The sequence below is a fragment of the Pseudomonas sp. GW823-FHT06E10 genome (assembly GCF_058794995.1).
In genome coordinates this window covers 21,794-46,509 of sequence record NZ_JBXAHJ010000002.1, presented here as the reverse complement: position 1 = coordinate 46,509, position 24,716 = coordinate 21,794, and the positions used below count along the sequence as shown (strand labels likewise).

Here is a 24,716-nt window from a genome sequence, read left to right as displayed (position 1 = left end):
GACCGCCTTGCGGCGGCCTTTGTCGGCAGTTCTGATTTTCAGTGATGAGCGGCTAACTGGTGTAGACCGGGCCCACGCCGAGTCCCCAGACAATTACTGTGAACGCCATGATGGCGACCAGCACCACCAGGCCTACGGCGAGCACCGAACTTGAAAACAGGAAGCCCTCGTCAGATGGAATGTTCATGAATGTCGGCAAGCCCACATACAGCAAGTACACCGTGTAGCAGATCGCTGCGGTACCGACGATCATCCCCAGCCACAGGTGCGGGTACAAGGCGGCGAGACCGCCGATGAACAGCGGTGTAGCGGTGTAGGTGGCAAACGCAATGCAGCGGGCCAGGCTTGGGTTGGCGTCATAGGTGCGGGCCATCCAGTGGATGAAGGCGCCCATTACGGCCACACCACCGAGCATCGCCAGGTACGACATGATCGTCATCCATATCGCGCTTTCTACGGTCAGCATTACGGGAGGTCGATTGCCGATGACCCAGCCGACCTGTGTGGTGCCAATAAAGGCAGACACGGCGGGGATCGCCGCCAGGATCAGCGTATGGGTCAGGTACATGTGGCTGATGCTTTCCTCCTGGTCGCCACGGATTTCTTTCCATTCTTGGTCAGGGTGGGTGAAGAGCCCCACTACGTGATGGATCATGCCAGTCACTCCTCTTGTTTTTACCGTCGCCCCCCAGTGGAGCGCCTACGGGCCAATGCGGCCAAGCAAGTCATAGGTCTGAATTTGTATGTGACCTTATGTCGCAGTATAGGGAGGAGTTTCCTCAGAGGGAGTAAGGGCTTTAGAGCAAATCGCGCTGTAAACGCAGTTGTTAATCGCCGCAGGGTCTGTGGCGAACAGCCCTTTTGGCGAGGCACTTCGCCCCTGAGGCGTTTTTGCGTAAAATGCCGGCCTTTCGTCACACCTCACGGATTTCGCGTCATGGGCACTCTCACGGTCAACCAGAACAAACTGCAAAAGCGCCTTCGCCGACTGGCCGGTGAGGCAGTTGCCGATTTCAACATGATTGAAGACGGCGACAAGGTCATGGTCTGCCTGTCCGGTGGCAAGGACAGCTATACCATGCTCGATGTGCTGATGCACTTGCAGAAGGTCGCGCCGATCAAGTTCGAGATCGTGGCCGTGAACATGGACCAGAAGCAGCCGGGTTTCCCGGAGCACGTGCTGCCGGCCTACCTCAAGGAACTGGGGATCGAGTACCACATCGTCGAGAAAGACACTTACTCGGTAGTCAAGGAGCTGATCCCGGAAGGCAAGACCACCTGCTCGTTGTGCTCGCGCCTGCGTCGCGGAACGCTCTACACCTTCGCCGATGAAATCGGCGCGACCAAGATGGCCCTCGGTCACCATCGCGACGACATCGTCGAAACGTTCTTCCTGAACATGTTCTTCAACGGTTCGCTCAAGGCCATGCCACCAAAACTGCGCGCCGACGATGGTCGTAATGTGGTGATCCGCCCGCTGGCCTACTGCAACGAAAAAGACATCCAGGCCTACTCGGACTTCAAGCAATTCCCGATCATTCCGTGCAACCTCTGCGGTTCCCAGGAGAACCTGCAGCGTCAGGTGGTCAAGGAAATGCTGCTGGACTGGGAACGCAAGACCCCGGGCCGTACCGAGAGCATTTTCCGTAGCCTGCAGAACGTGATCCCGTCCCAACTGGCGGATCGCAACCTGTTCGACTTCACCAGCCTCAAGATCGACGAAAGCGCCGCATCGCGCTTCGTCAACGTGGTCAACCTCTGACCAAACTGTGGGAGCGGGCTTGCTCGCGAAAGCGGTGTGTCTTCAGCATTGATGTTGGCTGACACTACGTCTTCGCGAGCAAGCCCGCTCCCACAGGTTTTTCGTTTACCTCAGGAGAGGGCATGCGCGACTACAAGTGGCTGAATGAGTACTGCTTGAACCGCTTCGGTTCGGCAGCTGAACTGGAAGCCCATCTGCCCGTTCCCAAGACTCCCGCGCAACTGCGCAAGATCAGCGACGATCGCTACCTCTCGATGATGGCGCTACGGGTGTTCCGCGCCGGGCTCAAGCACAGCCTGGTGGATGCCAAGTGGCCGGCCTTCGAAGAAGTGTTCTTCAGGTTCGACCCGGAAAAAGTCGTGCTGATGAGCGCCGAGCACCTTGAGCGCCTGATGCAGGACACGCGGATCATCCGTCACTTGGGCAAGCTCAAGAGCGTGCCGCGCAATGCGCAGTTCATACTGGACGTGGCCCATGAAAAGGGCAGCTTCGGCGCGCTCATCGCCGACTGGCCGGTGACCGATATCGTCGGGCTCTGGACCTTCCTGAAAAAACGTGGACATCAGTTGGGCGGGCTGTCAGCCCCGCGCTTCTTGCGGATGATCGGCAAGGACACCTTTGTACCGAGCTATGACGTAGTGGCGGCGCTGAATGCGCAGGACATCATCGACAAGGTGCCGAGCAGTCTGCGCGACCTGGCGTTGGTGCAGGACGTGTTCAACCAGTGGCATGAGGAAAGCGGCGGGCGGCCGATGAGCCAGATTTCGATGATGCTGGCTTATACCGTCAACCATTAAGACCGCGTCGCCCCATTCGCGAGCAAGCCCGCTCCCACATTTGATCGCATTTCAAATGTGGGAGCGGGCTTGCTCGCGAAGGCGTCAGGTCAGGCGATAGAAATCTCGCCCTCGCCAGCCAGCTTGCGATTCAACTGATACCGCCAGCGCACATACAACAGCGCCGAGCAAAACACCGCCAGACTCGCGCCCATTTCCAGCAATCCGAAGACTTGCCGGTTCGGGTCATAGGCAGCCAATGCGCCCTTGATGAAGTACAGGTTCACCACAAAGCACATCCACGAATGCCCGCGAGGGCTGCCGACGATCATCCCCGGTGCCAGAATCAGCAGTGGCACCAGTTCGATCAACAGGATCACCCAGGGGCGTGCCCCATGCAGATCGGCAATCGCCAGGTAGTAAACACACAGCAGTCCCACCAGGCCGAAAAAGCACAGCAGGCTGATGGCGCGCATCGCCTTGACGCGTGGTTCGAGCCATTTGAGGGCGGGCAGGATCTTCGGCTTCTTGGCCACCTCAGCTCTCCAGTTTCTGTGCGGTCTTGGCCAGGCGCAGACCCAGCGCGCGGCACAACGCCACTTCATGGGCGTCCAGACCGCTTTTGCCGTCGGCGCCGGCGTGGTGGCTGGCGCCGTATGGCGTACCGCCTCCCTGGGTTTCCAGCAGTGCCGACTCGCTGTAGGGCAGGCCGGTGATCAGCATGCCGTGGTGCAGCAACGGCAGCATCATCGACAGCAGCGTGGTCTCCTGGCCGCCGTGCAGGCTCGCGGTGGAGGTGAACACACCCGCCGGTTTTCCCACCAGGGCGCCGGTCAGCCACAGGTTGCTGGTGCCGTCGAGGAAATACTTCAGTGGTGCCGCCATGTTGCCGAAGCGGGTCGGACTGCCGAGCGCCAGGCCGGCACAGTTTTTCAGGTCGTCGAGGCTGGCATACAGCGCGCCTTCGTCGGGAATCTCCGGCGAAACGGCCTCGCACTCACTGGAAATCGCCGGCACCGTGCGCAGGCGGGCCTCAAGCCCGGCCTGTTCGACACCACGTGCGATCTGCCGGGCCATTTCGTTGGTCGAGCCGCTGCGGCTGTAGTACAGAACCAGAATGTACGGTGCACTCATGGCAACAGTTCCAGGATCTGCTCCGGTGGGCGGCCGATGATGGCCTTGTTGCCGACTTCGAGAATCGGTCGCTCCATCAGTTTGGGGTGGGCGGCGATGGCGGCAATCAATTGCGCTTCGCTCAGGCTGCTGTCGGCCAGGTCAAGGGTCTTGTACTCGTCCTCGCCGGTGCGCAGCAATTGCCGGGCGCTGATCCCGAGTTTGCCCAGCAGGCTCTGGATTTGCGCGGCGTCCAGCGGAGTGTCCAGGTAACGGACCACGGTCGGGGTCAGGCCACGGGCTTCAAGCAGTTCGAGCGCACCGCGGGATTTCGAGCAGCGCGGATTGTGATAAAGCGTCAGATCGGTCATGAGCGGGTCGCATCTTGCGTAAGGTGGCGGCTATTCTAACTGTGCAGCGCGCAATCCAGAACCGTAAGAGGCGATGGGTCGCAGGTGCATTCAATTTTTGACAAGGAACACGACATGACAAGGCGACTGGCAGCAGCATTGGCGATCATCGGAGCGTTGATGCTGGGGGGCTGCGGTAATGACTATGGCATCGACCAGGACGGCCACAAGATCGCCGCCGACCGACTGGACGGCAAATGGCTGGTCCTCAACTACTGGGCAGAATGGTGCGGGCCTTGCCGTACCGAGATACCGGAGTTGAATGCCTTGGCTGAGCAGCTCAAGGACAAGAAAATCGGTGTGTTCGGGGTCAACTTCGACAATGTCCAGGGGCAAGAACTGAAGGACGCGAGCGAGAAACTTGGGATCAGGTTCACCGTGCTGGCCCAGGACCCTTCCGAACTGTTCGAGCTGCCGCGCAGCGAAGCATTGCCGGTGACCTACATCATCGATAACAAGGGCAAGGTGCGTGAGCAATTGATGGGTGAGCAGACGGCGGCGGGGGTGATGGCGAAGCTTGAGGCGTTGCAGGCGAAGAATTGATCAGATGATCGTTTTCATTGTGGTCAGGGGCTTTTTGTGGCGAGGGGGCTTGCCCCCTCCCCACAGGTTTCACCGTGCTGAAAGGGCGATCAACCCTCCTCGAGCCACCAACGCAACGGCTTGCCTTCGGCTGGCCAGAAGCGTATCTGCTCGATCGGGGAGACGTCCCAGCGCTGGACGTTTTCCAGGGCCTGAAGGAAGCGTTTTTCCTGTTCCATCAGTGCCGGCGCGCACAATTTGCGGGTGCTGCCGATTTTGTCGAAGGTCAGTTTGTCGCCATCGAGGGTGTACGGCGCGAACCAGTGGTTGCAGCCGCCATTACCGTATGCCCGGCCGTCTTCGCCGAGGGTGACGGTCAGGTGGCTGTAGTCCATCAACGGCCGCTCGCCGATCCACTCCAGAATGTAGCTGCGGTTCTGTTGCAGTTGCACCGGCTCGGCGGCGCAGCCCAGCAGGCCGGCACCGACCATGGCGGTCAGAGCGAGGCCTTTCATCACGCAGGCTCCTGGCATTTCGGGCACAGGTGTTTCTCGCCAACGCTGGTCCAGCCCAGCTCGGCAATCCGCGCGGTGGCGGCAGGCTTTTCGGCCTTGTTGCCCAGCTTGGCATCGACGGCAAACTCGAAGCTCAGCTCTTTGGCACAGCTGTCACAGTTCACTTGCCAGGTGTGGATGGCCAGTTCGCCGAACACCGGGCCACTGGCTACCGCGACCCATTGGCCGGGCGGGTTGATCAGGTGGCGAACCGTTTCGACGGTCAGGCGCATGGACAAGTCCTTGGCACCCTTGAGGGTCACAACCAGCACGTCATTGTTGCGAATCGAACCACCGTTGCCGGTGACTTGATAGCGCCCCGGCACCAGGGCGCGGCATTCAGTGAGGGTGTGTTGCGGGTTCATCAGGCTGTAGCGGAAATCGTGTTCGACCATGGGTCCTCCAAATATGCGCGATATGCTAGCACGGGCTTGTACGCCGCATCGCGCAGGTAGATGACCTTCGATCCGTTTCAGTCTCCCGTCACCAGGTTTTCCGGGGTGCCCGCCGTCCAGGCTGCAATGTTGCGTAATGTGGTGGCGGCAATCGCGTCCAGCGCTTCGCGGGTCAGGAAGGCCTGGTGCGCGGTGACGATCACGTTAGGAAAGGTCAGCAGCCTGGCCAGCACATCGTCTTGCAACGGCAGGTCGGAGCGGTCCTCGAAGAACAACTGCGCTTCCTCCTCATACACATCCAGCCCCAGGTAACCCAGGCGACCGTCTTTCAGGGCATCGATCAGTGCCGGGGTGTCCACCAGACCGCCACGCCCGGTATTGATCAACATCGCGCCCGGTTGCATGTGCGCCAGGGACTCGCGGTTGATCAAGTGCTTGCTTTGCTCGTTGAGCGGGCAGTGCAGGCTGATGATCTGCGATTCGGCCAGCAATTGCGGCAGGCTCAGGTAGCGAGCGCCGAGGGCTTCGACCTGCGGGTTGGGGTAGGGGTCATAGGCCAGCAACTGACAGCCAAATCCGCTCATGATTTTGGCGAAGGTGGCACCAATCTGACCGGTGCCGACCACGCCGACGGTCTTGCCCACCAGATCGAAACCGGTCAGCCCCTGCAGTCTGAAATCCCCTTCGCGAGTGCGGTTGTAGGCGCGGGGCAAGCGGCGGTTGAGTGCGAGGATCAGCGCTACTGCATGTTCGGCAACGGCGTGGGGCGAATAGGCCGGGACACGCACGATGGCCAGTCCCAGGCGTTTTGCTGTCGGCAAGTCGACATGGTTGTAACCGGCCGAGCGCAGGGCGATCAGGCGTGTGCCTCCAGCGGCCAGGCGCTCGAGTACCGCAGCGCCAAGGTCATCATTGATGAACGCGCAGACCGCTTCATACCCTTGGGCGAGCGCTACCGTGTCGAGGCTCAGGCGCGCAGTCTGAAATTGCAGCTCGATGCCGGCCGGTTGCCCGGCCGCGAGAAAGCTGTCGCGGTCGTAGTTCTGGCTGCTGAAAAGAATCGTACGCATGCGGTGCTCCTTGAAGGTGGCCTGCGCCGTTGAGCAAGCCGGCATTCGACAGTCCTCAGGTTAACTCGCCGGCAGCCCTTCGCGATTGCGCTGCATCAAGCATTTATGCGCGCCTGGGCTGCCAGGCGATTGATTGCCCGGTCGAGCTCATCCAGTGCCAGGCTGGCTTTCGGGTCCTGTTGCTTGAGCAGGGTTTCGCTGCGTTGGCAGGCCGCACGCAATTGCGGTACGCCGCAGTAACGCGTCGCACCATGCAGGCGATGGACCCGTTCGACCAGAGCGTTGTGTTCATTGCTTTGCCGAGCCAGTCGGATGGCTTCGCGGTCAGCCTCCAGTGACGCCAGCAGCATCGCCAGCATGTCCGCGGCCAGATCGGCCTTGCCGGCAGCCAGGCGCAATCCTTCCTCGTGGTCGAGCACCAACAGGTCATGGGTGCCAGCATGCCCATCGCCGGAGCGCTCCGGACTGTGATTGCGCAGCGCCAGGCCGCTCCACTTCAGCACCACTTGCGCCAATTGCCGTTCACTGATCGGTTTGGTCAGGTAGTCGTCCATGCCGCTTTGCAGCAGCGCGCGTTTTTCGTTGGCCATGGCGTGGGCAGTGAGGGCCACGATCGGCAGCGGCGTGCAATGGCGTTCGCTTTCCCACTGGCGGATCGCCTCGGTGCTCTGGCGACCGTCCATGCCGGGCATCTGCACGTCCATCAACACCAGATCGAATGTCTCGTTCTGCACCGCCTTGACGGCGGCATAACCGCTTTCCACCGCGAGTACCTTGGCGCCCATGTCTTCGAGCAGGGTTTGCACCAGCATCAGGTTGGCCGGATTGTCGTCGACGCAAAGCACCTTCGGGGCACGGCTGGATACCAGTTCGCCCGGCTCGCTGCGCATAGACCGCGGGTTGACCAGGTCAGACAGGGAGCGTCGCAGCTTGCGGGTGCAGGCCGGTTTAGCCTGGAGCTGGCTGTGGGGGTTGGGCACGGAAAGATGGAACAGCGTCTGTTCCGTGGTCGGGCACAGCACCAGCACTTTGCAGCCCAGATGCTCGAGGTCCCAGATGTGCTGGTTGAGGCGTTCCGGCGGCATGTCGTTGCTGGTGATGCCGAGCACGGCGAGGTCGATCGCCTGATCGGTCTGGTGGGCGGCGGTGACGCCATTGGTCAGGCTTTCCAGGGTATTGAACGGTGTGGTGCTGAGGCCGCAGTCTTCCAGTTGATGCTGCAACGCCTGCCGTGCCAGCTCGTGGTTTTCCAGTACCGCCACCCGTCGCCCGAGCAAGGGTGCCGAGGGCAGGTCTTCGGCATCGTCGCGGGTTTTTGGCAGGCTCAGGCTGATCCAGAATTCCGACCCTTCCCCCGGCGTGCTGTCGACGCCGATCTCACCGCCCATCTGTTCGATCAGGCGCTTGGAAATCACCAGGCCCAGGCCAGTACCACCGGGTTGCCGCGACAGCGAGTTGTCGGCCTGGCTGAAGGCCTGGAACAGGGCGCGTACGTCCTGGTTCGACAGACCGATGCCGGTGTCCTGAATGCTGATGCGCAACTGCACGGTGTCTTCGTGTTCTTCTTCGAGCATGGCGCGGGCGACGATGGTGCCTTCGCGGGTGAACTTGATCGCGTTGCTCACCAGGTTCGTCAGGATCTGCTTGAGCCGCAGTGGGTCGCCCACCAGCGACAGCGGCGTGTCCCGGTACACCAGGCTCACCAGTTCCAGCTGCTTGGCGTGGGCAGCCGGGGCGAGGATGGTTAGGGTGTCCTGTAGCAGGTCGCGCAGGTTGAACGGAATGTGGTCGAGCACCAGCTTGCCGGCCTCGATTTTCGAAAAGTCGAGAATCTCGTTGATGATGCCCAGCAGGCTGTCGGCGGATTTTTCGATGGTGTCCAGGTAGTCGAGCTGGCGCGGGGTGAGCTCGCTTTTTTGCAGCAGGTGGGTGAAGCCGAGAATGCCGTTGAGCGGCGTGCGGATTTCATGGCTCATGTTGGCCAGGAATTCGGACTTGATCCGGCTCGCTTCCAGGGCTTCCTTGCGCGCCAGGTCCAGTTCGATGTTCTGGATCTCGATGGTTTCCAGATTCTGGCGCACGTCTTCGGTGGCCTGGTCGATGCTGTGCTGCAATTCTTCCTGCGCATTTTGCAGGGTGCCGGCCATGCGGTTGATGCCGGAGGCCAATTCGTCCAGCTCCTGACTGCCGAGTGGCGGCAGGCGGGTTTCCAGATGACCGTCCTTGAGTTGAGCCACGGCTTGCTTGATCTGGCTCAATGGCCGATTGATTGTGCGACCCATGCGCAAGGCCAGCAGTGCCGCACCTATGAGCCCCGCCGCGATCAACATCAGGCTGGCGAACAGGCTGCGGTAACCGCGCAACAGCATGCTGTTATGGGACAGTTCAAGCTCGACCCAGCCCAGCAGGCGGTCGGCTTCTTCGGGAATCACGTCCCCGGCCAGGTTGCGGTGTTTGCCGAATACCGGCAGCAGATAGCGGGTCGCATCGTTGCCACTGCGGCGCAGCATCTGCGTGCCACTGCCGGAGGGTGTCTGGTTGAGCATGGTCGGGCCGGCGTGGGCCAGCAGCGTGCGGTCAGGAGCCAGGAAGGTCACGGCCCGCACGTCGGTTTGCTCCAGTGCCTGGGTGGCGATGCGTTCGAGCAGTTCGTTGTCCTGATGGCTCATGGCTGGCGCCGTCAGTGGAGCCAACTGCTCGGCGATCATTTCGCCGCGCTGCATGAGTTGGGTTTGCAGGTCAGCCTGTTGCATCCAGGTAAAATATCCCCCCAGCACCAACGCCATCAGGCTGGTTGGCAACAGGGTCAGCAACAGCACGCGGCCTTTGATTCCCAGTTTCTTGAGCACGCATCTCTCCTGCATCCCGCTATTTATAGGCCTGCACATGCATCCGCCATGCACCACTTGCGCAGTGTAGCGATTTGCTCGCGGGCAATCTTCGTAAAAATGGTGCCGTCATTCGTCGGATCGGACGACTCATTGGCAATTGGGACAAACGGTGGGTTGCCCCTGGCGAGGCAATCTTGAATAATCGCTCAACTGAGAATTATTTGCAGATAGTCATGACTCCCATCACTGCCGGCCTTCCCCGAATCCTGTCCATCGAAGACGACCTTGTGCTCGGAGCCTACGTTCATGAGCATCTGGACCGCAGCGGCTTCCAGGTGACCTGGTGCCAGAACGGTCAGGAAGGCCTGGACATTGCCCGCCGGCAACCATTCGACGTGGTGTTGATGGATATTCTGCTGCCGGGCATGGACGGCCTGGCGATACTGACCCAATTGCGCCAGAGCCATTCCACCCCGGTGTTGCTGATGTCTGCCCTCGGTGCCGAGGCCGATCGCATCAGCGGCTTTCGCCTGGGGGCTGATGATTACCTGCCAAAGCCCTTCAGCATGGTGGAGTTGCGGGTGCGCATCGAAGCCATTCTGCGGCGGGTGGCACTCGACCGCCGACCCGCGCCCGCAGTGCCGGCCCCGTCGATGGACAGCCTGCGTTTCGACGATGAAAGCTTCGAGGTCTTTTATGGCGAACAGGCCGGTGGCCTGACCCGCAGCGAGTATCGGTTGCTGGAGACGCTGCACCGCAGCGCCGACGAAGTACTGAGCAAAGCCTTCCTTTATCAGCAGGTGCTGCAGCGCGGTTACGCGGCCCATGACCGCAGCCTGGACATGCACATCAGCCAGATCCGCCGCAAGCTCAAGGCCATTGGATATACCGAGCGCGAAGTGCGTACGGTTTGGGGCAAGGGCTACATCCTGAGCGCCGCCGATGACATGTAACTTGCCGGGCAGGCATTCGCTGTTCTGGAAACTGGCCTGTCTATTGGTCGCTTTCTGTCTGTTGATGATCTGGCTGAGTTGGTCCTGGGGCCGTTACATGGAGCAGCGTAACCAGTTCCTCTCCGATGAGGCCCGCGGCACCCTGTCCGGTTATGCCGCCGAAGCCGAACAGGCCTGGCAGCAAAGCCAGAGCGCCGGTGTCGATGACTGGCTGCAAGGCATGCATCAGCGGGAAAAAGGTTGGGTCGGTGTCATCGGCGGTGATTTGCAGTCCTTGAGCAACCAATCGCTGACGGACACGGAAGTCGAACGCCTGACTTTTTTGCGCGGCCTCGATTGGCCCATCCACAAGAAAGGCCGGCCGTGGATGCGCATACCGTTTCCCGGTGACCCCTCCGTCGGCAGCCTGGTGATCGAGTTGCCCAAGCGCTTCGTACCCGGGCGATACCGGGTGTTCTGGCGGGTGATCACCAACGGCGTGATTCCGGGATTGTTCACCTTGCTGTTGTGCGTCGGGCTGTATCGTTTGTTGGTGGTGCCGCTCAACAGCCTGCGTGAACAGGCCAATGCCTGGCGTGCCGACCAACTGAATGTGCGCCTGTCGAGCCGCACTACCAATCGTTCCGATGAATTGGGCGAGTTGGGCAGGGCGTTCGATCACATGTCCGAGCGCCTGCAAAGCACTGTGGCCTTGCAGCAGCAACTGCTGCGCGACTTGTCCCACGAATTGCGCACGCCCTTGAGCCGCCTGCGGGTGGCCAGTGAAAGCGAGCAGGGGCTGGAGCCATTGCGCGAACGCATCGGCCGTGAAGTCGATGGCATGCAGCGCCTGGTGGAAGACACGCTGCAACTGGCGTGGCTCGATACCGAGCGCACCCGATTGCCTGACGAAGCGATCCAGATCCAGGCCCTGTGGGAAATGCTCACGGAGAACGCCTGCTATGAAAGTGGTTGGCCCGATACGCAGTTGCAATGCACCGTAGATTCATCCTGTTGGGTTCGCGGTCATCTCAACACCCTGGCCCAGGCATTGGAAAACATTCTGCGCAATGCGATTCGGCATTCACCTGATGGTGGGGTTGTCCTGCTCGGCGGCCAGCGTGATGGAGATTTCTGGCATCTATGGCTGGAGGATCAGGGTGGCGGCGTGGCGGAAGCTGATCTGGAGCGGATCTTCCTGCCGTTCACCCGACTCGACGGTTCGCGGCCGGGGGATGGTGGGTTTGGCCTGGGCTTGAGCATCGCCCGAAACGCGGTGCAGCGTCAGGGCGGACAGTTGTGGGCACAGAACACCGGAACCGGGTTGCGCCTGAACATGCGGTTGTTGGCGGATGTTGATAGCGCCAGTGCCGACGCCATCGCGGGCAAGCCCGCTCCTACACTGACCGTGCTTGAACCGCGAAACCTGTGATCACCCCGGCACCCTGTGGGAGCGAGCTTGCTCGCGATTAGGCCCTCCTGTTCACCGCAACATATCTGCTTATTCCCATAAGCCATAAGCACCGCACTTTGCGTGATATGGCCTGGGAACGTTTGCCGGTATGATAGTCGCCCCCGCAGTCTGGATTGCGAATACGCCATGACCTTGCAGTACCCAACCATCGCCGATTGCGTCGGCAACACTCCGCTGGTCCGTTTGCAGCGCCTGCCCGGCGCCACCAGCAATACCCTTTTGCTCAAGCTCGAAGGGAACAACCCGGCGGGTTCGGTCAAGGACCGTCCGGCGCTGTCGATGATCACCCGCGCCGAGCTGCGCGGGCAGATCCACGCCGGCGATACGCTGATCGAGGCGACCTCGGGCAACACCGGGATCGCCTTGGCCATGGCTGCTGCGATCAAGGGTTACAAGATGATCCTGATCATGCCCGACAACTCCAGCGCCGAGCGCAAGGCAGCCATGACAGCTTATGGCGCCGAGCTGATTCTGGTCAGCCAGGAGCAGGGCATGGAAGGCGCCCGTGACCTCGCGCAAAAGATGGAAGCCGAAGGTCGCGGCAAGGTCCTGGACCAGTTCGCCAACGGTGACAACCCCGAGGCGCACTACACCACCACCGGCCCGGAAATCTGGCGCCAGACCCAGGGCACCATCACCCATTTCGTCAGCTCCATGGGCACCACCGGTACCATCATGGGTGTGTCGCGCTACTTGAAAGAGCAGAACGACAACGTGCAAATCATCGGTCTGCAACCGATGGAAGGCTCGGCGATCCCGGGGATCCGCCGCTGGCCTCAGGAATACCTGCCGAAGATCTACCAGGCTGACCGCGTGGACCGGATCGTCGACATGGCGCAAAGCGAAGCCGAAGACGTGACCCGTCGTCTGGCCCGCGAAGAAGGCATTTTCTGTGGCGTGTCCTCGGGCGGTGCCGTGGCGGCAATGTTGCGCCTGTCCAAAGAAGTTGAAAACGCGGTGATCGTCGCGATCATCTGCGACCGTGGCGACCGTTACTTGTCGACCGGCATTTTCGACGCGCCCAACTGATGGCCAAACATGAAAGAGGCCTGCGCTTCCAGCCCACCGGCGGCAGCAAGGCCCCGCAAGTCCCGACCGGCAAAAAGCAGCGCCTGACCATCGAGCGCCTGGCCAATGACGGTCGCGGTATCGCGTTTTTCGAAGGTCGCACCTGGTTCGTCATCGGCGCATTGGCCGGTGAAGAGATCGAGGCGCGCGTCCTCGGTGCCCATGGCAAAGTGGTCGAGGCGCGCACCGAACGGGTGTTCAAGGCCAGCGAATTACGCCGCCCTGCACCGTGCGCCCATGCCGGCCGCTGTGGCGGTTGCAGCGTGCAGCATCTGCCCCACAACGAACAGCTTGCCCTGAAACAGCGCATGCTCGCCGAGCAGTTGTCGAGAGTCGCGGGCGTCGAACCCGATGAGTGGGCAGCGCCATTGAGCGCTGCGGAGTTCGCTTACCGCCGTCGCGCCCGCGTCGCGGTGCGCTGGGACATGAAGGCAAAAAAACTCGAAGTCGGTTTCCGTGCCGCTGGCAGCCAGGACATCGTGGGCATCGATGACTGCCCGGTGCTGGTACAGCCCTTGCAACCGATCATGGCCCGCTTGCCGGAGATGCTGCGGCGCTTGAGCAAGCCCCAGGCACTCGGGCATGTGGAGTTGTTCAGCGGCTCGACGCTGGCGGTTTTACTGCGGCACATGGCGCCGTTGTCCGATGCCGACCTGACGATCCTCAAGGAATTCTGCGCGTTCCATGAAGCCCAGTTGTGGCTGCACGGCGATGGTGAACCGCAACCGGTCGAGGCCGATCAGTCGTTGGGCTATCGTCTTGAACAGTGGGACCTGGAGTTGGCGTATCGTCCCGGGGATTTCATTCAGGTCAACGCCGCCGTCAACGAAGCGATGGTCGCCCAGGCGCTGGACTGGCTGAAGCCGACAGCGGATGAGCGCGTACTCGACCTGTTCTGTGGCCTGGGCAACTTTGCCTTGCCGCTGGCCAAGGCCGCTCGTGAAGTGGTGGCGGTCGAAGGCGTGCAGGTGATGGTCGATCGGGCCGCGGCGAATGCGGCCAGCAATAATCTGCATAACGCGAAGTTTTTTCAGGCCGATTTATCCCAGCCTTTGACGGACGCCGAATGGGCCGCCGAAGGCTTTTGTGCGGTACTCTTGGACCCACCGCGTGACGGTGCTTTCGAGGTTGTGCGCAAGCTCAGGAGCCTGGGCGCCGAACGTTTGGTGTATGTGTCGTGCAACCCTGCAACTCTGGCGCGCGACACGGTCGAATTGATCAAGCAGGGCTACCGGTTAAAACGTGCCGGGATTCTCGATATGTTTCCTCAAACGGCACATGTCGAGGCCATGGCGTTATTTGAAGCGAGCTAGGATGCTCGTCTGGTCCGACTGGCCCGCCCGTGCAGCCGCGCACCCAGCCCGACGTGGGCGAACCGGCAACGAAGGTCAGCGATTTGACGCATTGAATCTGCGTCGTAGGGAAGGTAAGCAAGATGGTACAGGTGAGAGCACACCAGCCGATCAACACCGACGGCAGTATCAATCTCGAGGCTTGGCTCGATCATGCGGTCAGTGTCGATCTGGCACTGGATCGCGAAGCCTTGAAAGAGGCCTGCGAGTACGCTCGCGAGGCCGAACAACAAGCCAATGCGGCACAGAATCTGTGGTCGGAAGGTAACTCGACTTTCCGTACAGGGCTTGAGATCGCCGAGATCCTCGCCGATCTCAAACTCGACCAGGACTCTTTGGTCGCCGCGATCCTGTATCGAGGCGTGCGCGAAGGCCAGATCAAGTTGCCCGCCGTCAGCCAGCGCTTCGGTCCGGTGGTGTCCAAGCTCATCGACGGCGTGCAGCGCATGGCCGCGATCAGCGACAGCCTGAGTCCGCGAAAATCCCTGGTGCTGGGCACCCAGGGCCAGGTGGAAAACCTGCGCAAGATGCTGGTGGCCATGGTTGACGACGTTCGCGTCGCCCTGATCAAACTGGCCGAACGCACGTGCGCGATCCGTGCGGTGAAAACCGCCGACGACGAAAAGCGCAACCGTGTGGCCCGTGAAGTCTTCGACATCTACGCGCCATTGGCCCATCGCCTGGGTATCGGTCACATCAAGTGGGAACTGGAAGACTTGTCCTTCCGTTACCTGGAACCGGACCAGTACAAGCAGATCGCCAAGCTGCTCCATGAGCGGCGACTGGATCGCGAGCGCTTCATCAGCGACGTGATGAGCCAGCTGAAAAACGAACTGCAGGCCACCGGCGTCGATGCCGACATCAGCGGCCGGGCCAAACACATCTATTCGATCTGGCGCAAAATGCAGCGCAAGGGTCTGGAGTTCAGCCAGATCTATGACGTGCGTGCCGTGCGCGTGCTGGTGCCGGAAATGCGCGACTGCTACACCGCGCTCGGCATCGTCCACACTCTGTGGCGGCATATCCCGAAAGAGTTCGACGACTACATCGCCAACCCGAAAGAAAACGGCTACCGCTCGCTGCACACGGCGGTGATCGGTCCGGAAGGCAAGGTACTGGAAGTGCAGATCCGCACCCACGCCATGCACGAAGAGGCTGAGCTGGGGGTATGCGCCCACTGGAAGTACAAAGGCACCGACGTCAAATCCGGTTCCAATCACTACGAAGAGAAAATTTCCTGGCTACGCCAGGTGCTCGAATGGCACGAAGAACTGGGCGACATCGGTGGCCTGGCGGAGCAACTGCGGGTCGACATCGAGCCGGACCGGGTCTACATCTTCACCCCGGACGGTCACGCCATCGACTTGCCGAAGGGCGCGACCCCGCTGGACTTCGCCTACCGCGTACACACCGAGATCGGTCACAACTGCCGTGGCGCCAAGATCAACGGGCGCATCGTACCGCTCAACTACAGCCTGCAAACCGGTGAACAGGTCGAGATCATCACCAGCAAGCACGGCACCCCGAGCCGTGACTGGCTGAACCCGAACCTGGGTTATGTCACTACGTCGCGGGCACGGGCGAAGATCGTTCACTGGTTCAAGTTGCAGGCTCGCGACCAGAACGTCGCGGCCGGTAAAACCTTGCTCGAGCGCGAACTCAATCGCCTCGGCCTGCCAGCGGTGGATTTCGACAAGCTGGCCGACAAGGCCAACATGAAAACCGCCGAAGACCTGTTCGCCGCCCTCGGCGCCGGGGATTTGCGCCTGGCGCAACTGGTAAACCTCGCGCAGCAACTGGTCGAGCCGGAGCGTGGCAACGAACAGCTTGAACTCATACCACGCAAGGCCACCGGCTACAAACCGGGCAAGCGCGGGGACATCCAGATCCAGGGCGTCGGCAACCTGATGACCCAGATGGCCGGCTGCTGCCAGCCATTGCCGGGTGATGCCATCGTCGGTTACATCACCCAGGGCCGCGGCGTGAGCATTCACCGCCAGGACTGCGCCTCGGTGCTGCAACTGAGTGGGCGGGAGCCGGAGCGGATCATCCAGGTCAGCTGGGGCCCGGTACCGGTACTCACCTATCCGGTGGACATCATCATCCGCGCCTACGACCGTTCCGGGTTGCTGCGTGACGTCTCGCAGGTTTTGCTCAATGAGCGGATCAACGTGCTGGCGGTCAACACCCGTTCGAACAAGGAGGACAACACCGCGCTGATGTCCCTGACCATCGAGATTCCGGGGCTGGATGCATTGGGGCGGTTGCTGGGGCGGATTTCCCAGTTGCCGAATATCATCGAAACCCGGCGTAACCGTACGCCGTGATGCATGTTCAGCGCCGATCCACTGTGGGAGCGAGCTTGCTCGCGATGACGGTTCAACATTCAACACAGGTGTTGTCTGACTGTCCGCTATCGCGAGCAAGCTCGCTCCCACAAGGGACTTTGCAGTGAGAGAGATTGATGTATTCACTTGAAGACCTGCTGCACCTCATGAACCGCCTGCGCGACCCGCAGTACGGTTGCCCGTGGGACATCAAGCAAACTTACGCCACCATCGTCCCCCACACTCTGGAAGAAGCCTACGAAGTCGCCGACGCCATTGAGCGCGGTGACTTCGATCACTTGCAGGGGGAGCTCGGCGACTTGTTGTTCCAGGTGGTGTATTACAGCCAGTTGGCCCGGGAAGAAGGGCGCTTCGAGTTTGAAGGTGTGGTCGACAGCATCACCCGCAAGCTGATCCGTCGTCACCCCCATGTGTTCCCTACGGGCGACCTCTATGCACCGCTGGATGTCCCGCGCCTCAGCGAAGAGCAGGTCAAGCAGCGCTGGGAAGAGATCAAGGCCGAGGAGCGCGCAGAGAAGTCCTGCGCGCCCGAACAGCTGTCATTGCTCGATGACGTCCCCGCTGCATTACCGGCGTTGTCACGTTCGGCGAAATTGCAAAAGCGCGCGGGGCAGGTCGGGTTCGACTGGCCGGACGCCTTGCCGGTGCTCGACAAAGTGCGTGAAGAGCTCGATGAAGTCCTCGAAGCCATGTCGGAAAATGATCCCGAGGCCGTGGCCGAAGAGATCGGTGACCTGCTGTTCTCCGTGGTGAATCTGGCGCGGCACCTCAAGGTTGATCCGGAAACCGCACTGCGGAGTGCCAACGGCAAGTTTGAAAGACGCTTTCGTTTTATCGAACAGGCATTGCGCGACACCCGCCGTCCCATGGAAGATTGCACCCTCGAAGAGTTGGACGCCTTGTGGGGCGAAGCCAAACGTCAGGAAAAGAATTTGCCCAGCTGCGGTTGAGCAGTGGCCTAAGTGAGTAATAAGCACCATGAGCATTTCCCTTCGCGACCAGTTGCTCAAAGCAGGGCTGGTCAACCAGAAGCAGGCCAAGCAGGTCAGCAAAGACAAGCAGAAACAGCAACGCCTGGCCCACAAAGGCCAGATCGAGCTGGATGACTCCCAGCAGCGCGCGGCACAGGAAGCCATGGCCGAGAAGGTCAAGCGCGACCAGGAGCTCAACCGCCAGCAGCAGGAAAAGGCTGAGGCCAAGGCCCGTGCCGCGCAGGTCAAGCAATTGATCGAAGTCTCGCGCCTGCCGAAATTGACGACCGAGGATTACTACAACTTCGTCGACGACAAAAAGGTCAAGCGCATCTGCGTCAACACCCTGATGCGCAACAAGCTCAGCAGCGGTTCGCTGGCCATCGTGCATCACGCTGGCGGCTACGAAGTGATTCCGCGCGAGGCGGCATTGAAGATTCAGGAGCGCGACCCGCAACGCATCGTGCAGATGAATGTGCAGACCGAAGAAGTCAGCGTCGAGGACGATCCGTATGCGGCCTACAAGATCCCTGATGATCTGATGTGGTAATCGCTTCTCTTCCATTACATGTTTGTTAGTACATTGCTGGATTAATGAATTGAACCCGAAAGATCGCGTCGATACGATCTCTCGGGTTTTCTTTTGCCCGAAATATTCTCAGGGGAGAGAACTAATGGAATGAAATTAAATGAATAAGGATATTGTCAATGCTGGTAAGTATCGCCTCGTTACGCCAACCCACTTTTAAATCGCAGCTTTCACAGCCGCGACAACCCGATCAATCCATTCACGATTATCTGGACGACGAGCTTGTCGCACGAGCGGAGCTTGTGCGCCGAAAGATCAAGATCGCTGCGAAAGCTGCTCGCGACGATCACGGCAGGCCCGCGTGCGTTTTCGTAACCCTGCCTGAGTTTTTCTGGAACATTCCCTGGCACGAAGTCCGTAATGAACAGGAGCTTCACGAACTGAACTCTGCTTATCTGACGAAGGTGACCGAGTGTGTGACGCTGTTGATAAGTGATCTGCCAGTGCAGCGCTACGGCAAGATCGTTTTATTGGCGGGAAGTTGTGCGACGCTGATCAAGGTGGGAGAGGGGGAGTCGAGCTATTACGATGTCATTAATTATGTGCTCACAATTTCCAATAAGGAATATGAGGTCGACATGCCGCTGATGTCGATGTGGCCGAAGCGTTATGTGTCAGGAATCGATTTTGGAAGACATGTAGGCTCGGAAGACGGGTACTGGTTTTTCAAGTTGTTCGATGAGGTTGTGGTACGGGTAAATAAGGTCAGTAGTGTACAGGCCGAGCACAGTTACTTTGGTGGCTACGAAGGAATATTTATTAATAGTCTTGTAGTGGGTTGCCCATTCGGTATCAACTTGTGCCTCGATTATGCGGCGTTGAAAGACGGTGAACGGGACAAGGAGGTTGAACTGGCGGGGGCCAAAATCGATTTCCTGATCGCCTGTGGCATGGACTTCGATGACGGCAAGCGTCATCTATCTTCGCTTCAGTTTGCCGTCCGCAATGACGGCATGGGCGATGGTGAGTGCGAGGTGGTGAAGCTTGAGGCGGGCTGGATCGTCGGTGTTGTTCCTTCGGTGGTGATCGACGACTCCCTTCATTTAGCGGCCATTCAGATTGCCTGAGCCGCGTGCTCCGGTTGCAGCCTGCCCGTGCGGGAAGGGGCAGGCTGCATGGTGGTGGAGTCTGCCTTCAACCGGTTGCGAGCTCGCGGTTGCGCTCGAGCATTTCCAGTTCGGCCCTGTAGTTTTGCGCGTCGATCTCGGAGTGGAACATCCCGACCAGCAGGTCTTGTTGATGCACGTCCCAGATCCGGATACCGGCGGCTACACCCTCGTGGGATTTATGTGAATCGTCGCGTTCAGTTACTTTTACAGTCATCTGCTAGCTCCAATCTCTGTTATCTGCAGCAAGGCGTGTGCAGGACTCTGTTATATGTTTTGTTAGCTTGCTAAGTAAATAACTGAGTTTGGTAACGGTTTTTTGCAAAAATGGAAACAGTCCTGCAGCCCGCGGAATCCGCGACATTCAGTCGCAGGGCGTTAAGTTTCATGACAAACGTTTCATGTTGAAGGCACCACAAATCCAGTGTCGAGCACTGAAACTGTGGGAGCGAGCTTGCTCGCGATGGCGGTGGGTCAGACAGCAATGATGTCGATTGACACTCCCTCATCGCGAGCAAGCTCACTCCCACAATGGTTGTGGTGTCGAATTCTTTGAGGCCAAAAAAAACGCCCCGAACCAGTCGGGGCGTTTTCATGTGCGACTCAGCAGAGGGAAATTACTTACCTTCCCAGCGCTTCAGTACCAAAGTGGCGTTGGTGCCACCGAAACCGAAGCTGTTGCTCATCACGGTGTTGATGGTGGCGTTTTCGCGGGTCTTGGTCAGCACCGGCAGGTCGGCCACTTCAGGGTCCAGCTCGTCGATGTTGGCGGAGCCGGCAATGAAGTTGCCTTCCATCATCAGCATGCAGTAGATCGCTTCGTGAACGCCGGCAGCGCCCAGGGAGTGACCCGACAGGCTCTTGGTGGAGCTGATGGCCGGAGCCTTGTCGCCGAACACTTCACGCACACCTTTCATTTCCGCGACGTCGCCGACCGGGGTCGAAGTGCCGTGGGTGTTCAGGTAGTCGATCGGGGTGTCGACGGTGGACAGCGCCTGCTGCATGCAGCGGATCGCGCCTTCGCCGCTCGGGGCAACCATGTCGTAGCCGTCGGAGGTCGCGCCGTAGCCAACGATTTCCGCGTAGATCTTCGCGCCGCGGGCCAGAGCATGTTCCAGCTCTTCAACCACGACCATGCCGCCACCGCCGGCGATGACGAAACCGTCACGGTCTGCGTCGTAGGCACGGGAAGCTTTTTCCGGGGTGTCGTTGCGCTTGCTGGACAGGGCGCCCATGGCGTCGAACAGGAACGACTGGCTCCAGTGCTCTTCTTCACCGCCGCCGGCGAAGACGATGTCCTGCTTGCCCATCTGGATCTGTTCCATGGCGGTACCGATGCAGTGAGCACTGGTGGCGCAGGCAGAAGCGATGGAGTAGTTCAGGCCCTTGATCTTGAACGGAGTGGCCAGGCAAGCGGAAACGGTGCTGCTCATGGTCCGCGTTACGCGGTATGGGCCGACGCGCTTGACGCCTTTCTCGCGCAGGATGTCCAGCGCTTCCATCTGGTTCAAGGTCGATGCGCCACCGGAACCGGCGATCAGGCCGGTACGCGGGTTGGAAACCTGCTCTTCGGTCAGGCCGGAGTCAGTGATGGCGTCTTTCATGGCCAGGTAGGCATAAGCTGCCGCGTGGCCGACGAAGCGATAGATCTTGCGATCGATCAGTTCTTCAAGGTTGAGGTCAATGGAGCCGGAAACCTGGCTACGCAGACCCATTTCGGCATATTCCGGGTTGAACCGGATGCCAGGGCGGCTTGCACGCAGGTTAGCGGAGACGGTCTCTTTGTCATTGCCCAGGCAAGAAACGATGCCCAGACCAGTGATAACGACGCGGCGCATGCGGATAACCCTTAGAAGTTGTCAGTGGAGGTGAACACGCCGACCCGGAGGCCTTCGGCGGTGTAGATTTCGCGACCGTCGACAGTGACCGAACCGTCGGCGATGGCCAGGTTCAGCTTGCCCTTGAGGACGCGCTTGATATGAATGTTATAGGTGACTTTCTTGGCGGTCGGCAGGACCTGGCCGAAGAATTTCACTTCGCCCGAACCCAGCGCACGGCCACGGCCCGGCAGGCCTTGCCAGCCCAGGAAGAAGCCGACCAGTTGCCACATGGCGTCGAGGCCCAGGCAGCCCGGCATCACCGGATCGCCTTCGAAGTGGCAGGCGAAGAACCACAGGTCCGGATTGATATCCAGCTCGGCGACCAATTCACCTTTGCCGTACTTGCCACCTTCTTCGCTGATCAGGGTGATGCGATCAACCATCAGCATGTTCGGGGCGGGCAGTTGCGCGTTACCAGGGCCGAACAGCTCACCGCGACTGCAGCGCAGCAGATCTTCCCGGGTAAAGGCGTTTTGTTTGGTCATGCGAGCTCCTCAATAGTCCCATGCGGCAGGTGGGGCAAATCTTCCCGGCCGATCGAAGCGTTCATGCCTCGAACCGGCAGCCTACTCATAGACTATTGCGTTGTGGTGAAAGTCACAGCACCAAGGACATGAATGTACACTTGTGCACTGAAATTATTATTCAAGCCCCTTTTCGGGCCTGTTCGGGTGACTAAGACTGCCGCACTTTCGCCTTTCACGCCAGTCGCAGATGGTCGAAAGGCCTGTACTACTGCACCCAACGCTGAAGAATTTGCTGCAGATCAGTCCGTTTGAACGGCTTGGCCAGGTAATCGTTCATCCCCGCCGACAGACAGGCTTCGCGGTCACCCTGCAAGGCATTGGCGGTCAGGGCGATGATCGGCAGGTCGGTGCAACCGGGTAGATTGCGTATTTGTCGGGTGGCTTCATAGCCATCGATGATCGGCAAGCGGCAATCCATCAGGATCGCTTCGAAGATCAGGCTCTCGGCGCTGCGCACCGCCTGCGCGCCGTCGGCAGCGACACTGACCTTGAAGCCCAGGCTGCGCAACATGGCTTCGATGACGGTCTGGTTGACCGGGTTGTCTTCGACCAACAACACATTGCGTCCTTCGCCGTTGCTGTTGCGCGATTGCGCGCGAGGGGGTAGCAGCGGTTGTGTCTGCTGGTGCAATGCCAGGGGAATTTCCAGGGTGAACACCGAACCTCGGCCTTCCTCACTCTGCGCGCGCAAGGTGCCGCCCATGCGTTCGGCCAGGGTACGGGCAATCGGCAGGCCCAGCCCCGTACCGCCGTAGCGTCTTGAAATAGAACTGTCGGCCTGCTGGAAAGCGTTGAACATCAATTCCAGGCTTTGCGCCGGGATGCCGATGCCGCTGTCGCGCACGGTGCAGGTGAACCACAGCAACTCGTGGTCCAGCGACTGCCACTGCGCCTCGATCGTGACGCGGCCCTGCTCGGTGAACTTCAGCGCATTGCCGACCAGGTTGACCAGTATCTGACGGATACGCGTCGGGTCGCCCTTGACCTGCAAACCGCGCATGTCGTCGGGGATCATCAGTTGCAGGTCCAGACCGCGTTGCGCGGCGCTGTGCTGGAACGACTGGGCGCAACTGCCGATCAGGTCGGTGAGGTTGAATGCAATGTGCTCCAGTTCCAGCTCTGAACGTTCGATCCGCGAGAAATCCAGGATGTCGTTGATGACCTTGAGCAAGTGCTCGGTGGATTCGGAGGCCAGCGCCGCGTACTCCACCTGCTCCTCGGTCATGTCGGTGGTTTCCAGTAACTGCAGCATGCCCAGTACGCCATTCATCGGCGTGCGCAGTTCATGGCTCATCATGGCGAGGAAATCGGATTTGGCGTTGTTGGCCTTTTCCGCTTCTTCGCGGGTCTGGATCAACTGCGCCATGGCCTGATGCTGTTCGCGGCTGGCCTGTTCGAGACCGCTGGCGAGGTTGTTGATGTGTTGCGACAGCGCCCCCAGCTCGGTGTCGTCGACAATGGGCAGCGGTGTGTTGTAATCGCCGTCCTGGATCGCCTTGACCGCATTGCCGATATCACGGATCGGTTTCGACAGGCTGCCCGCCAGGCGGCGGGCCACGATGAAGGTAAACAGCAGGGCAAACAGCGCCAGGATGGCGGCCTTGAGCACGATTTCCTGTTGGCGCCGGCTGAAGGCATCGTTGGACAGCCCGACGATCACCCGACCGAGGTAGTCCTCGGTGGGGGCGGCAGTGGCGGTTTTGCTGCTCTGGAAAAAATCATTGTGCAACGCGATACGCTGGAGCCGTATCGGTGCCTGGAACACTTCGAGCTGTTGCGCGCGATTGTGGTGTTCGCTCGGTTGTTCGACGTACACCAGAACCCGGTTTGCACTGTCCTGGATTTCCAGAAAACTCACGTTGGGCGTGGCCAGCGTCGCCTTGAGCAAGGTTTCGAGCACTTCGATGTTGCCCGAAATCACGCCGTACTCGGTGGCCGGGGCCAGTTGATTGGCGATCAACTGGCCGGTGTGGGAGATTTCCTGACGCAGATCCTGGATGCGCACGAACGTGAAGAAACTGATCAGCAACAAGGTCAGCAGCAGTGCAGGGCCGAGGCTGATCAGTTGGGTGCGAGTGTTGATGTCCCAGCGACGGCGCAAGCTCATGGACGGCGTTCTCCTTCAGCCAGCAGTGTGGCGACAGACGCTTCGTTTATCTGTTCGATACCCAATGAACGTGCGACTTGCGGGTTGCTCGCGACCTTGAATCGATGGGGATAGTGCGTGCGCGGCCAGGTGGCCGGTGGCTGGTCGAGCAATTCATCGAGGACCGCCAGCCAGTCGCTCTGATCGCTATAGGTGCTGGCCAGGCTTCCGGCCTTGACGAATCCGGCGTTGGGTCCGATCAGGGCCACTTGCCGGGAATAGCTGCTCAGCAGCAGGTTCTTTGCGGTTTGCGGGTTGTACAGGTCGGCATCGTCCAGTCCCAGCAACACGTCGCTGTTATTTAGCAGTGCCTGTAATGGACGACTGTCGTGAATGTTATCCCAGCGCTGGGTGACCATCTCAAGACCCAGGGGGAGGGCGGCCTGACGCAGCTCATTCAACAGGAATTCACTGTGGGTGTCGTAGAGCACGCCGATGCGTCTGGCTTGTGGCAACAGGGTGCGGGTCAAGCGTAACTGGCGGTCCAGTGGTGGATCGCTCCATAGCAAGCACAGGCGCGCAGGCAATGTATTGTTCAAGCGTTGCCGGGCTTGCAGGCGGCTGATGCGCAATACGAGAGTCGCCGGGCCCTGGGCGTTTTGCAGGCGCCAGTCGAGGCTGGGCAGGTCGAGCAGTATCAAGCGGATGTTTTCCGGGAGCTTGTCCGGTATCGGCATTTTGGCCAGCGTCTGGAAGCGTACGTTATCGTGTGGTCGCAACTCGCTCAGGGCCTGGGTAAACGCCCGCACACCGGGACTGTCTTCGGCCCCCGTTAGCAAAATGTCGGCCGCGTTACTCGCCAGGCTGCCCAGCAGGCCGCTTGTCAGCAGGCAAAGTATGGCCAGCAGCCGACCCAGGGGCGGCATTCTGCAGGCCGGGCGATTCGGCAT

24 protein-coding genes are annotated in these 24,716 nt (G+C 60.2%); 11 read left to right on the top strand and 13 right to left on the bottom strand.

Features of this window, described 5'->3' with window-relative positions:
* Positions 1-52: 52 nt before the first annotated feature.
* On the bottom strand, positions 53-655 hold the full coding sequence (locus AC1Q6Y_RS03240; RefSeq protein ID WP_008051494.1) for a Yip1 family protein: 603 nt from the start codon (positions 653-655) through the stop codon (positions 53-55).
* 282 nt (positions 656-937) lie between these two features.
* Here AC1Q6Y_RS03240 and ttcA point away from each other — a divergent pair, with 282 nt between their 5' ends.
* Complete coding sequence (gene ttcA / locus AC1Q6Y_RS03235; protein ID WP_008051493.1) at positions 938-1,762, top strand: tRNA 2-thiocytidine(32) synthetase TtcA; 825 nt, start codon at positions 938-940, stop codon at positions 1,760-1,762.
* 122 nt (positions 1,763-1,884) lie between these two features.
* Entirely contained in the window at positions 1,885-2,559 is a 675-nt protein-coding gene (locus AC1Q6Y_RS03230) for a DNA-3-methyladenine glycosylase I (protein ID WP_057713645.1), read from the top strand.
* Between the two features lie 89 nt (positions 2,560-2,648).
* On the opposite strand, the gene AC1Q6Y_RS03225 is transcribed toward AC1Q6Y_RS03230, so the two are convergent.
* The 3 genes from AC1Q6Y_RS03225 to arsC are packed head-to-tail and all read right to left on the bottom strand — an operon-like array spanning position 2,649 to position 4,022.
* The gene (locus tag AC1Q6Y_RS03225; RefSeq protein ID WP_492624034.1) at positions 2,649-3,074 is read right to left on the bottom strand and encodes a DUF2069 domain-containing protein; all 426 of its coding nucleotides are present in this window, start codon (positions 3,072-3,074) and stop codon (positions 2,649-2,651) included.
* Between the two features lies 1 nt (position 3,075).
* Positions 3,076-3,672 carry an NAD(P)H:quinone oxidoreductase gene (gene wrbA / locus AC1Q6Y_RS03220; protein WP_057713647.1) on the bottom strand — a complete coding sequence of 199 codons (597 nt, stop codon included), beginning with the start codon at positions 3,670-3,672 and terminating at the stop codon, positions 3,076-3,078.
* Positions 3,669-4,022, bottom strand: coding sequence for an arsenate reductase (glutaredoxin) (gene arsC, locus AC1Q6Y_RS03215; protein WP_218494355.1), 354 nt, complete (start codon positions 4,020-4,022; stop codon positions 3,669-3,671). Before arsC ends, wrbA begins: the two co-directional genes overlap by 4 nt.
* 114 nt (positions 4,023-4,136) lie before the next feature.
* Here arsC and AC1Q6Y_RS03210 point away from each other — a divergent pair, with 114 nt between their 5' ends.
* Positions 4,137-4,604 (top strand): TlpA disulfide reductase family protein, encoded by a 468-nt coding sequence (locus AC1Q6Y_RS03210; RefSeq protein ID WP_057713649.1) that lies wholly within the window; start codon positions 4,137-4,139, stop codon positions 4,602-4,604.
* An 89-nt stretch (positions 4,605-4,693) separates the two neighbouring features.
* Here AC1Q6Y_RS03210 and AC1Q6Y_RS03205 read toward each other — a convergent pair whose 3' ends face one another.
* The 4 genes from AC1Q6Y_RS03205 to AC1Q6Y_RS03190 all read right to left on the bottom strand — a co-directional run bounded on the left by AC1Q6Y_RS03205 (position 4,694) and on the right by AC1Q6Y_RS03190 (position 9,451).
* The gene (locus AC1Q6Y_RS03205) at positions 4,694-5,098 is read right to left on the bottom strand and encodes an META domain-containing protein (protein WP_492624033.1); all 405 of its coding nucleotides are present in this window, start codon (positions 5,096-5,098) and stop codon (positions 4,694-4,696) included.
* A complete protein-coding gene (locus AC1Q6Y_RS03200; protein ID WP_056728017.1) occupies positions 5,098-5,532 on the bottom strand; it encodes a hypothetical protein in 435 nt (144 codons plus the stop codon). The genes AC1Q6Y_RS03205 and AC1Q6Y_RS03200 overlap by 1 nt, the downstream gene beginning before the upstream one ends.
* A gap of 77 nt (positions 5,533-5,609) precedes the next feature.
* Entirely contained in the window at positions 5,610-6,602 is a 993-nt protein-coding gene (locus AC1Q6Y_RS03195) for a 2-hydroxyacid dehydrogenase (protein ID WP_492624032.1), read from the bottom strand.
* Between the two features lie 95 nt (positions 6,603-6,697).
* On the bottom strand, positions 6,698-9,451 hold the full coding sequence (locus AC1Q6Y_RS03190) for a response regulator (protein WP_492624031.1): 2,754 nt from the start codon (positions 9,449-9,451) through the stop codon (positions 6,698-6,700).
* Positions 9,452-9,666: 215 nt separating this feature from the next.
* On the opposite strand from AC1Q6Y_RS03190, the gene AC1Q6Y_RS03185 reads away from it, so the two are divergent.
* The 8 genes from AC1Q6Y_RS03185 to AC1Q6Y_RS03150 all read left to right on the top strand — a co-directional run bounded on the left by AC1Q6Y_RS03185 (position 9,667) and on the right by AC1Q6Y_RS03150 (position 19,234).
* Complete coding sequence (locus AC1Q6Y_RS03185; RefSeq protein ID WP_492624030.1) at positions 9,667-10,386, top strand: response regulator transcription factor; 720 nt, start codon at positions 9,667-9,669, stop codon at positions 10,384-10,386.
* Entirely contained in the window at positions 10,376-11,797 is a 1,422-nt protein-coding gene (locus AC1Q6Y_RS03180; protein WP_492624029.1) for a histidine kinase sensor domain-containing protein, read from the top strand. Before AC1Q6Y_RS03185 ends, AC1Q6Y_RS03180 begins: the two co-directional genes overlap by 11 nt.
* Before the next feature lie 168 nt (positions 11,798-11,965).
* The gene (cysM, locus tag AC1Q6Y_RS03175) at positions 11,966-12,868 is read left to right on the top strand and encodes a cysteine synthase CysM (protein WP_056728010.1); all 903 of its coding nucleotides are present in this window, start codon (positions 11,966-11,968) and stop codon (positions 12,866-12,868) included.
* Entirely contained in the window at positions 12,868-14,220 is a 1,353-nt protein-coding gene (gene rlmD / locus AC1Q6Y_RS03170; protein ID WP_492624028.1) for a 23S rRNA (uracil(1939)-C(5))-methyltransferase RlmD, read from the top strand. The genes cysM and rlmD overlap by 1 nt, the downstream gene beginning before the upstream one ends.
* A gap of 122 nt (positions 14,221-14,342) precedes the next feature.
* Complete coding sequence (relA, locus tag AC1Q6Y_RS03165; RefSeq protein WP_090457279.1) at positions 14,343-16,586, top strand: GTP diphosphokinase; 2,244 nt, start codon at positions 14,343-14,345, stop codon at positions 16,584-16,586.
* A 137-nt stretch (positions 16,587-16,723) separates the two neighbouring features.
* Positions 16,724-17,557, top strand: a complete 834-nt coding sequence (mazG, locus tag AC1Q6Y_RS03160; RefSeq protein ID WP_218494360.1) for a nucleoside triphosphate pyrophosphohydrolase — start codon at positions 16,724-16,726, stop codon at positions 17,555-17,557.
* Between the two features lie 28 nt (positions 17,558-17,585).
* Entirely contained in the window at positions 17,586-18,128 is a 543-nt protein-coding gene (locus AC1Q6Y_RS03155) for a DUF2058 domain-containing protein (RefSeq protein WP_057713659.1), read from the top strand.
* A gap of 158 nt (positions 18,129-18,286) precedes the next feature.
* Positions 18,287-19,234, top strand: a complete 948-nt coding sequence (locus AC1Q6Y_RS03150; protein WP_492624027.1) for a hypothetical protein — start codon at positions 18,287-18,289, stop codon at positions 19,232-19,234.
* A gap of 67 nt (positions 19,235-19,301) precedes the next feature.
* Here AC1Q6Y_RS03150 and AC1Q6Y_RS03145 read toward each other — a convergent pair whose 3' ends face one another.
* From AC1Q6Y_RS03145 to AC1Q6Y_RS03125, 5 genes are all read right to left on the bottom strand, one after another.
* Positions 19,302-19,490 carry a hypothetical protein gene (locus AC1Q6Y_RS03145; protein ID WP_057713661.1) on the bottom strand — a complete coding sequence of 63 codons (189 nt, stop codon included), beginning with the start codon at positions 19,488-19,490 and terminating at the stop codon, positions 19,302-19,304.
* A gap of 400 nt (positions 19,491-19,890) precedes the next feature.
* Positions 19,891-21,111: a beta-ketoacyl-ACP synthase I gene (gene fabB / locus AC1Q6Y_RS03140; protein WP_007974551.1), complete on the bottom strand. Its 1,221-nt coding sequence runs from the start codon at positions 21,109-21,111 to the stop codon at positions 19,891-19,893.
* Positions 21,112-21,122: 11 nt separating this feature from the next.
* Positions 21,123-21,638, bottom strand: a complete 516-nt coding sequence (gene fabA, locus AC1Q6Y_RS03135) for a 3-hydroxyacyl-[acyl-carrier-protein] dehydratase FabA (protein WP_003227150.1) — start codon at positions 21,636-21,638, stop codon at positions 21,123-21,125.
* Positions 21,639-21,885: 247 nt separating this feature from the next.
* Positions 21,886-23,787: an ATP-binding protein gene (locus AC1Q6Y_RS03130; RefSeq protein ID WP_429520533.1), complete on the bottom strand. Its 1,902-nt coding sequence runs from the start codon at positions 23,785-23,787 to the stop codon at positions 21,886-21,888.
* Entirely contained in the window at positions 23,784-24,716 is a 933-nt protein-coding gene (locus AC1Q6Y_RS03125) for an ABC transporter substrate-binding protein (protein WP_492624026.1), read from the bottom strand. The genes AC1Q6Y_RS03130 and AC1Q6Y_RS03125 overlap by 4 nt, the downstream gene beginning before the upstream one ends.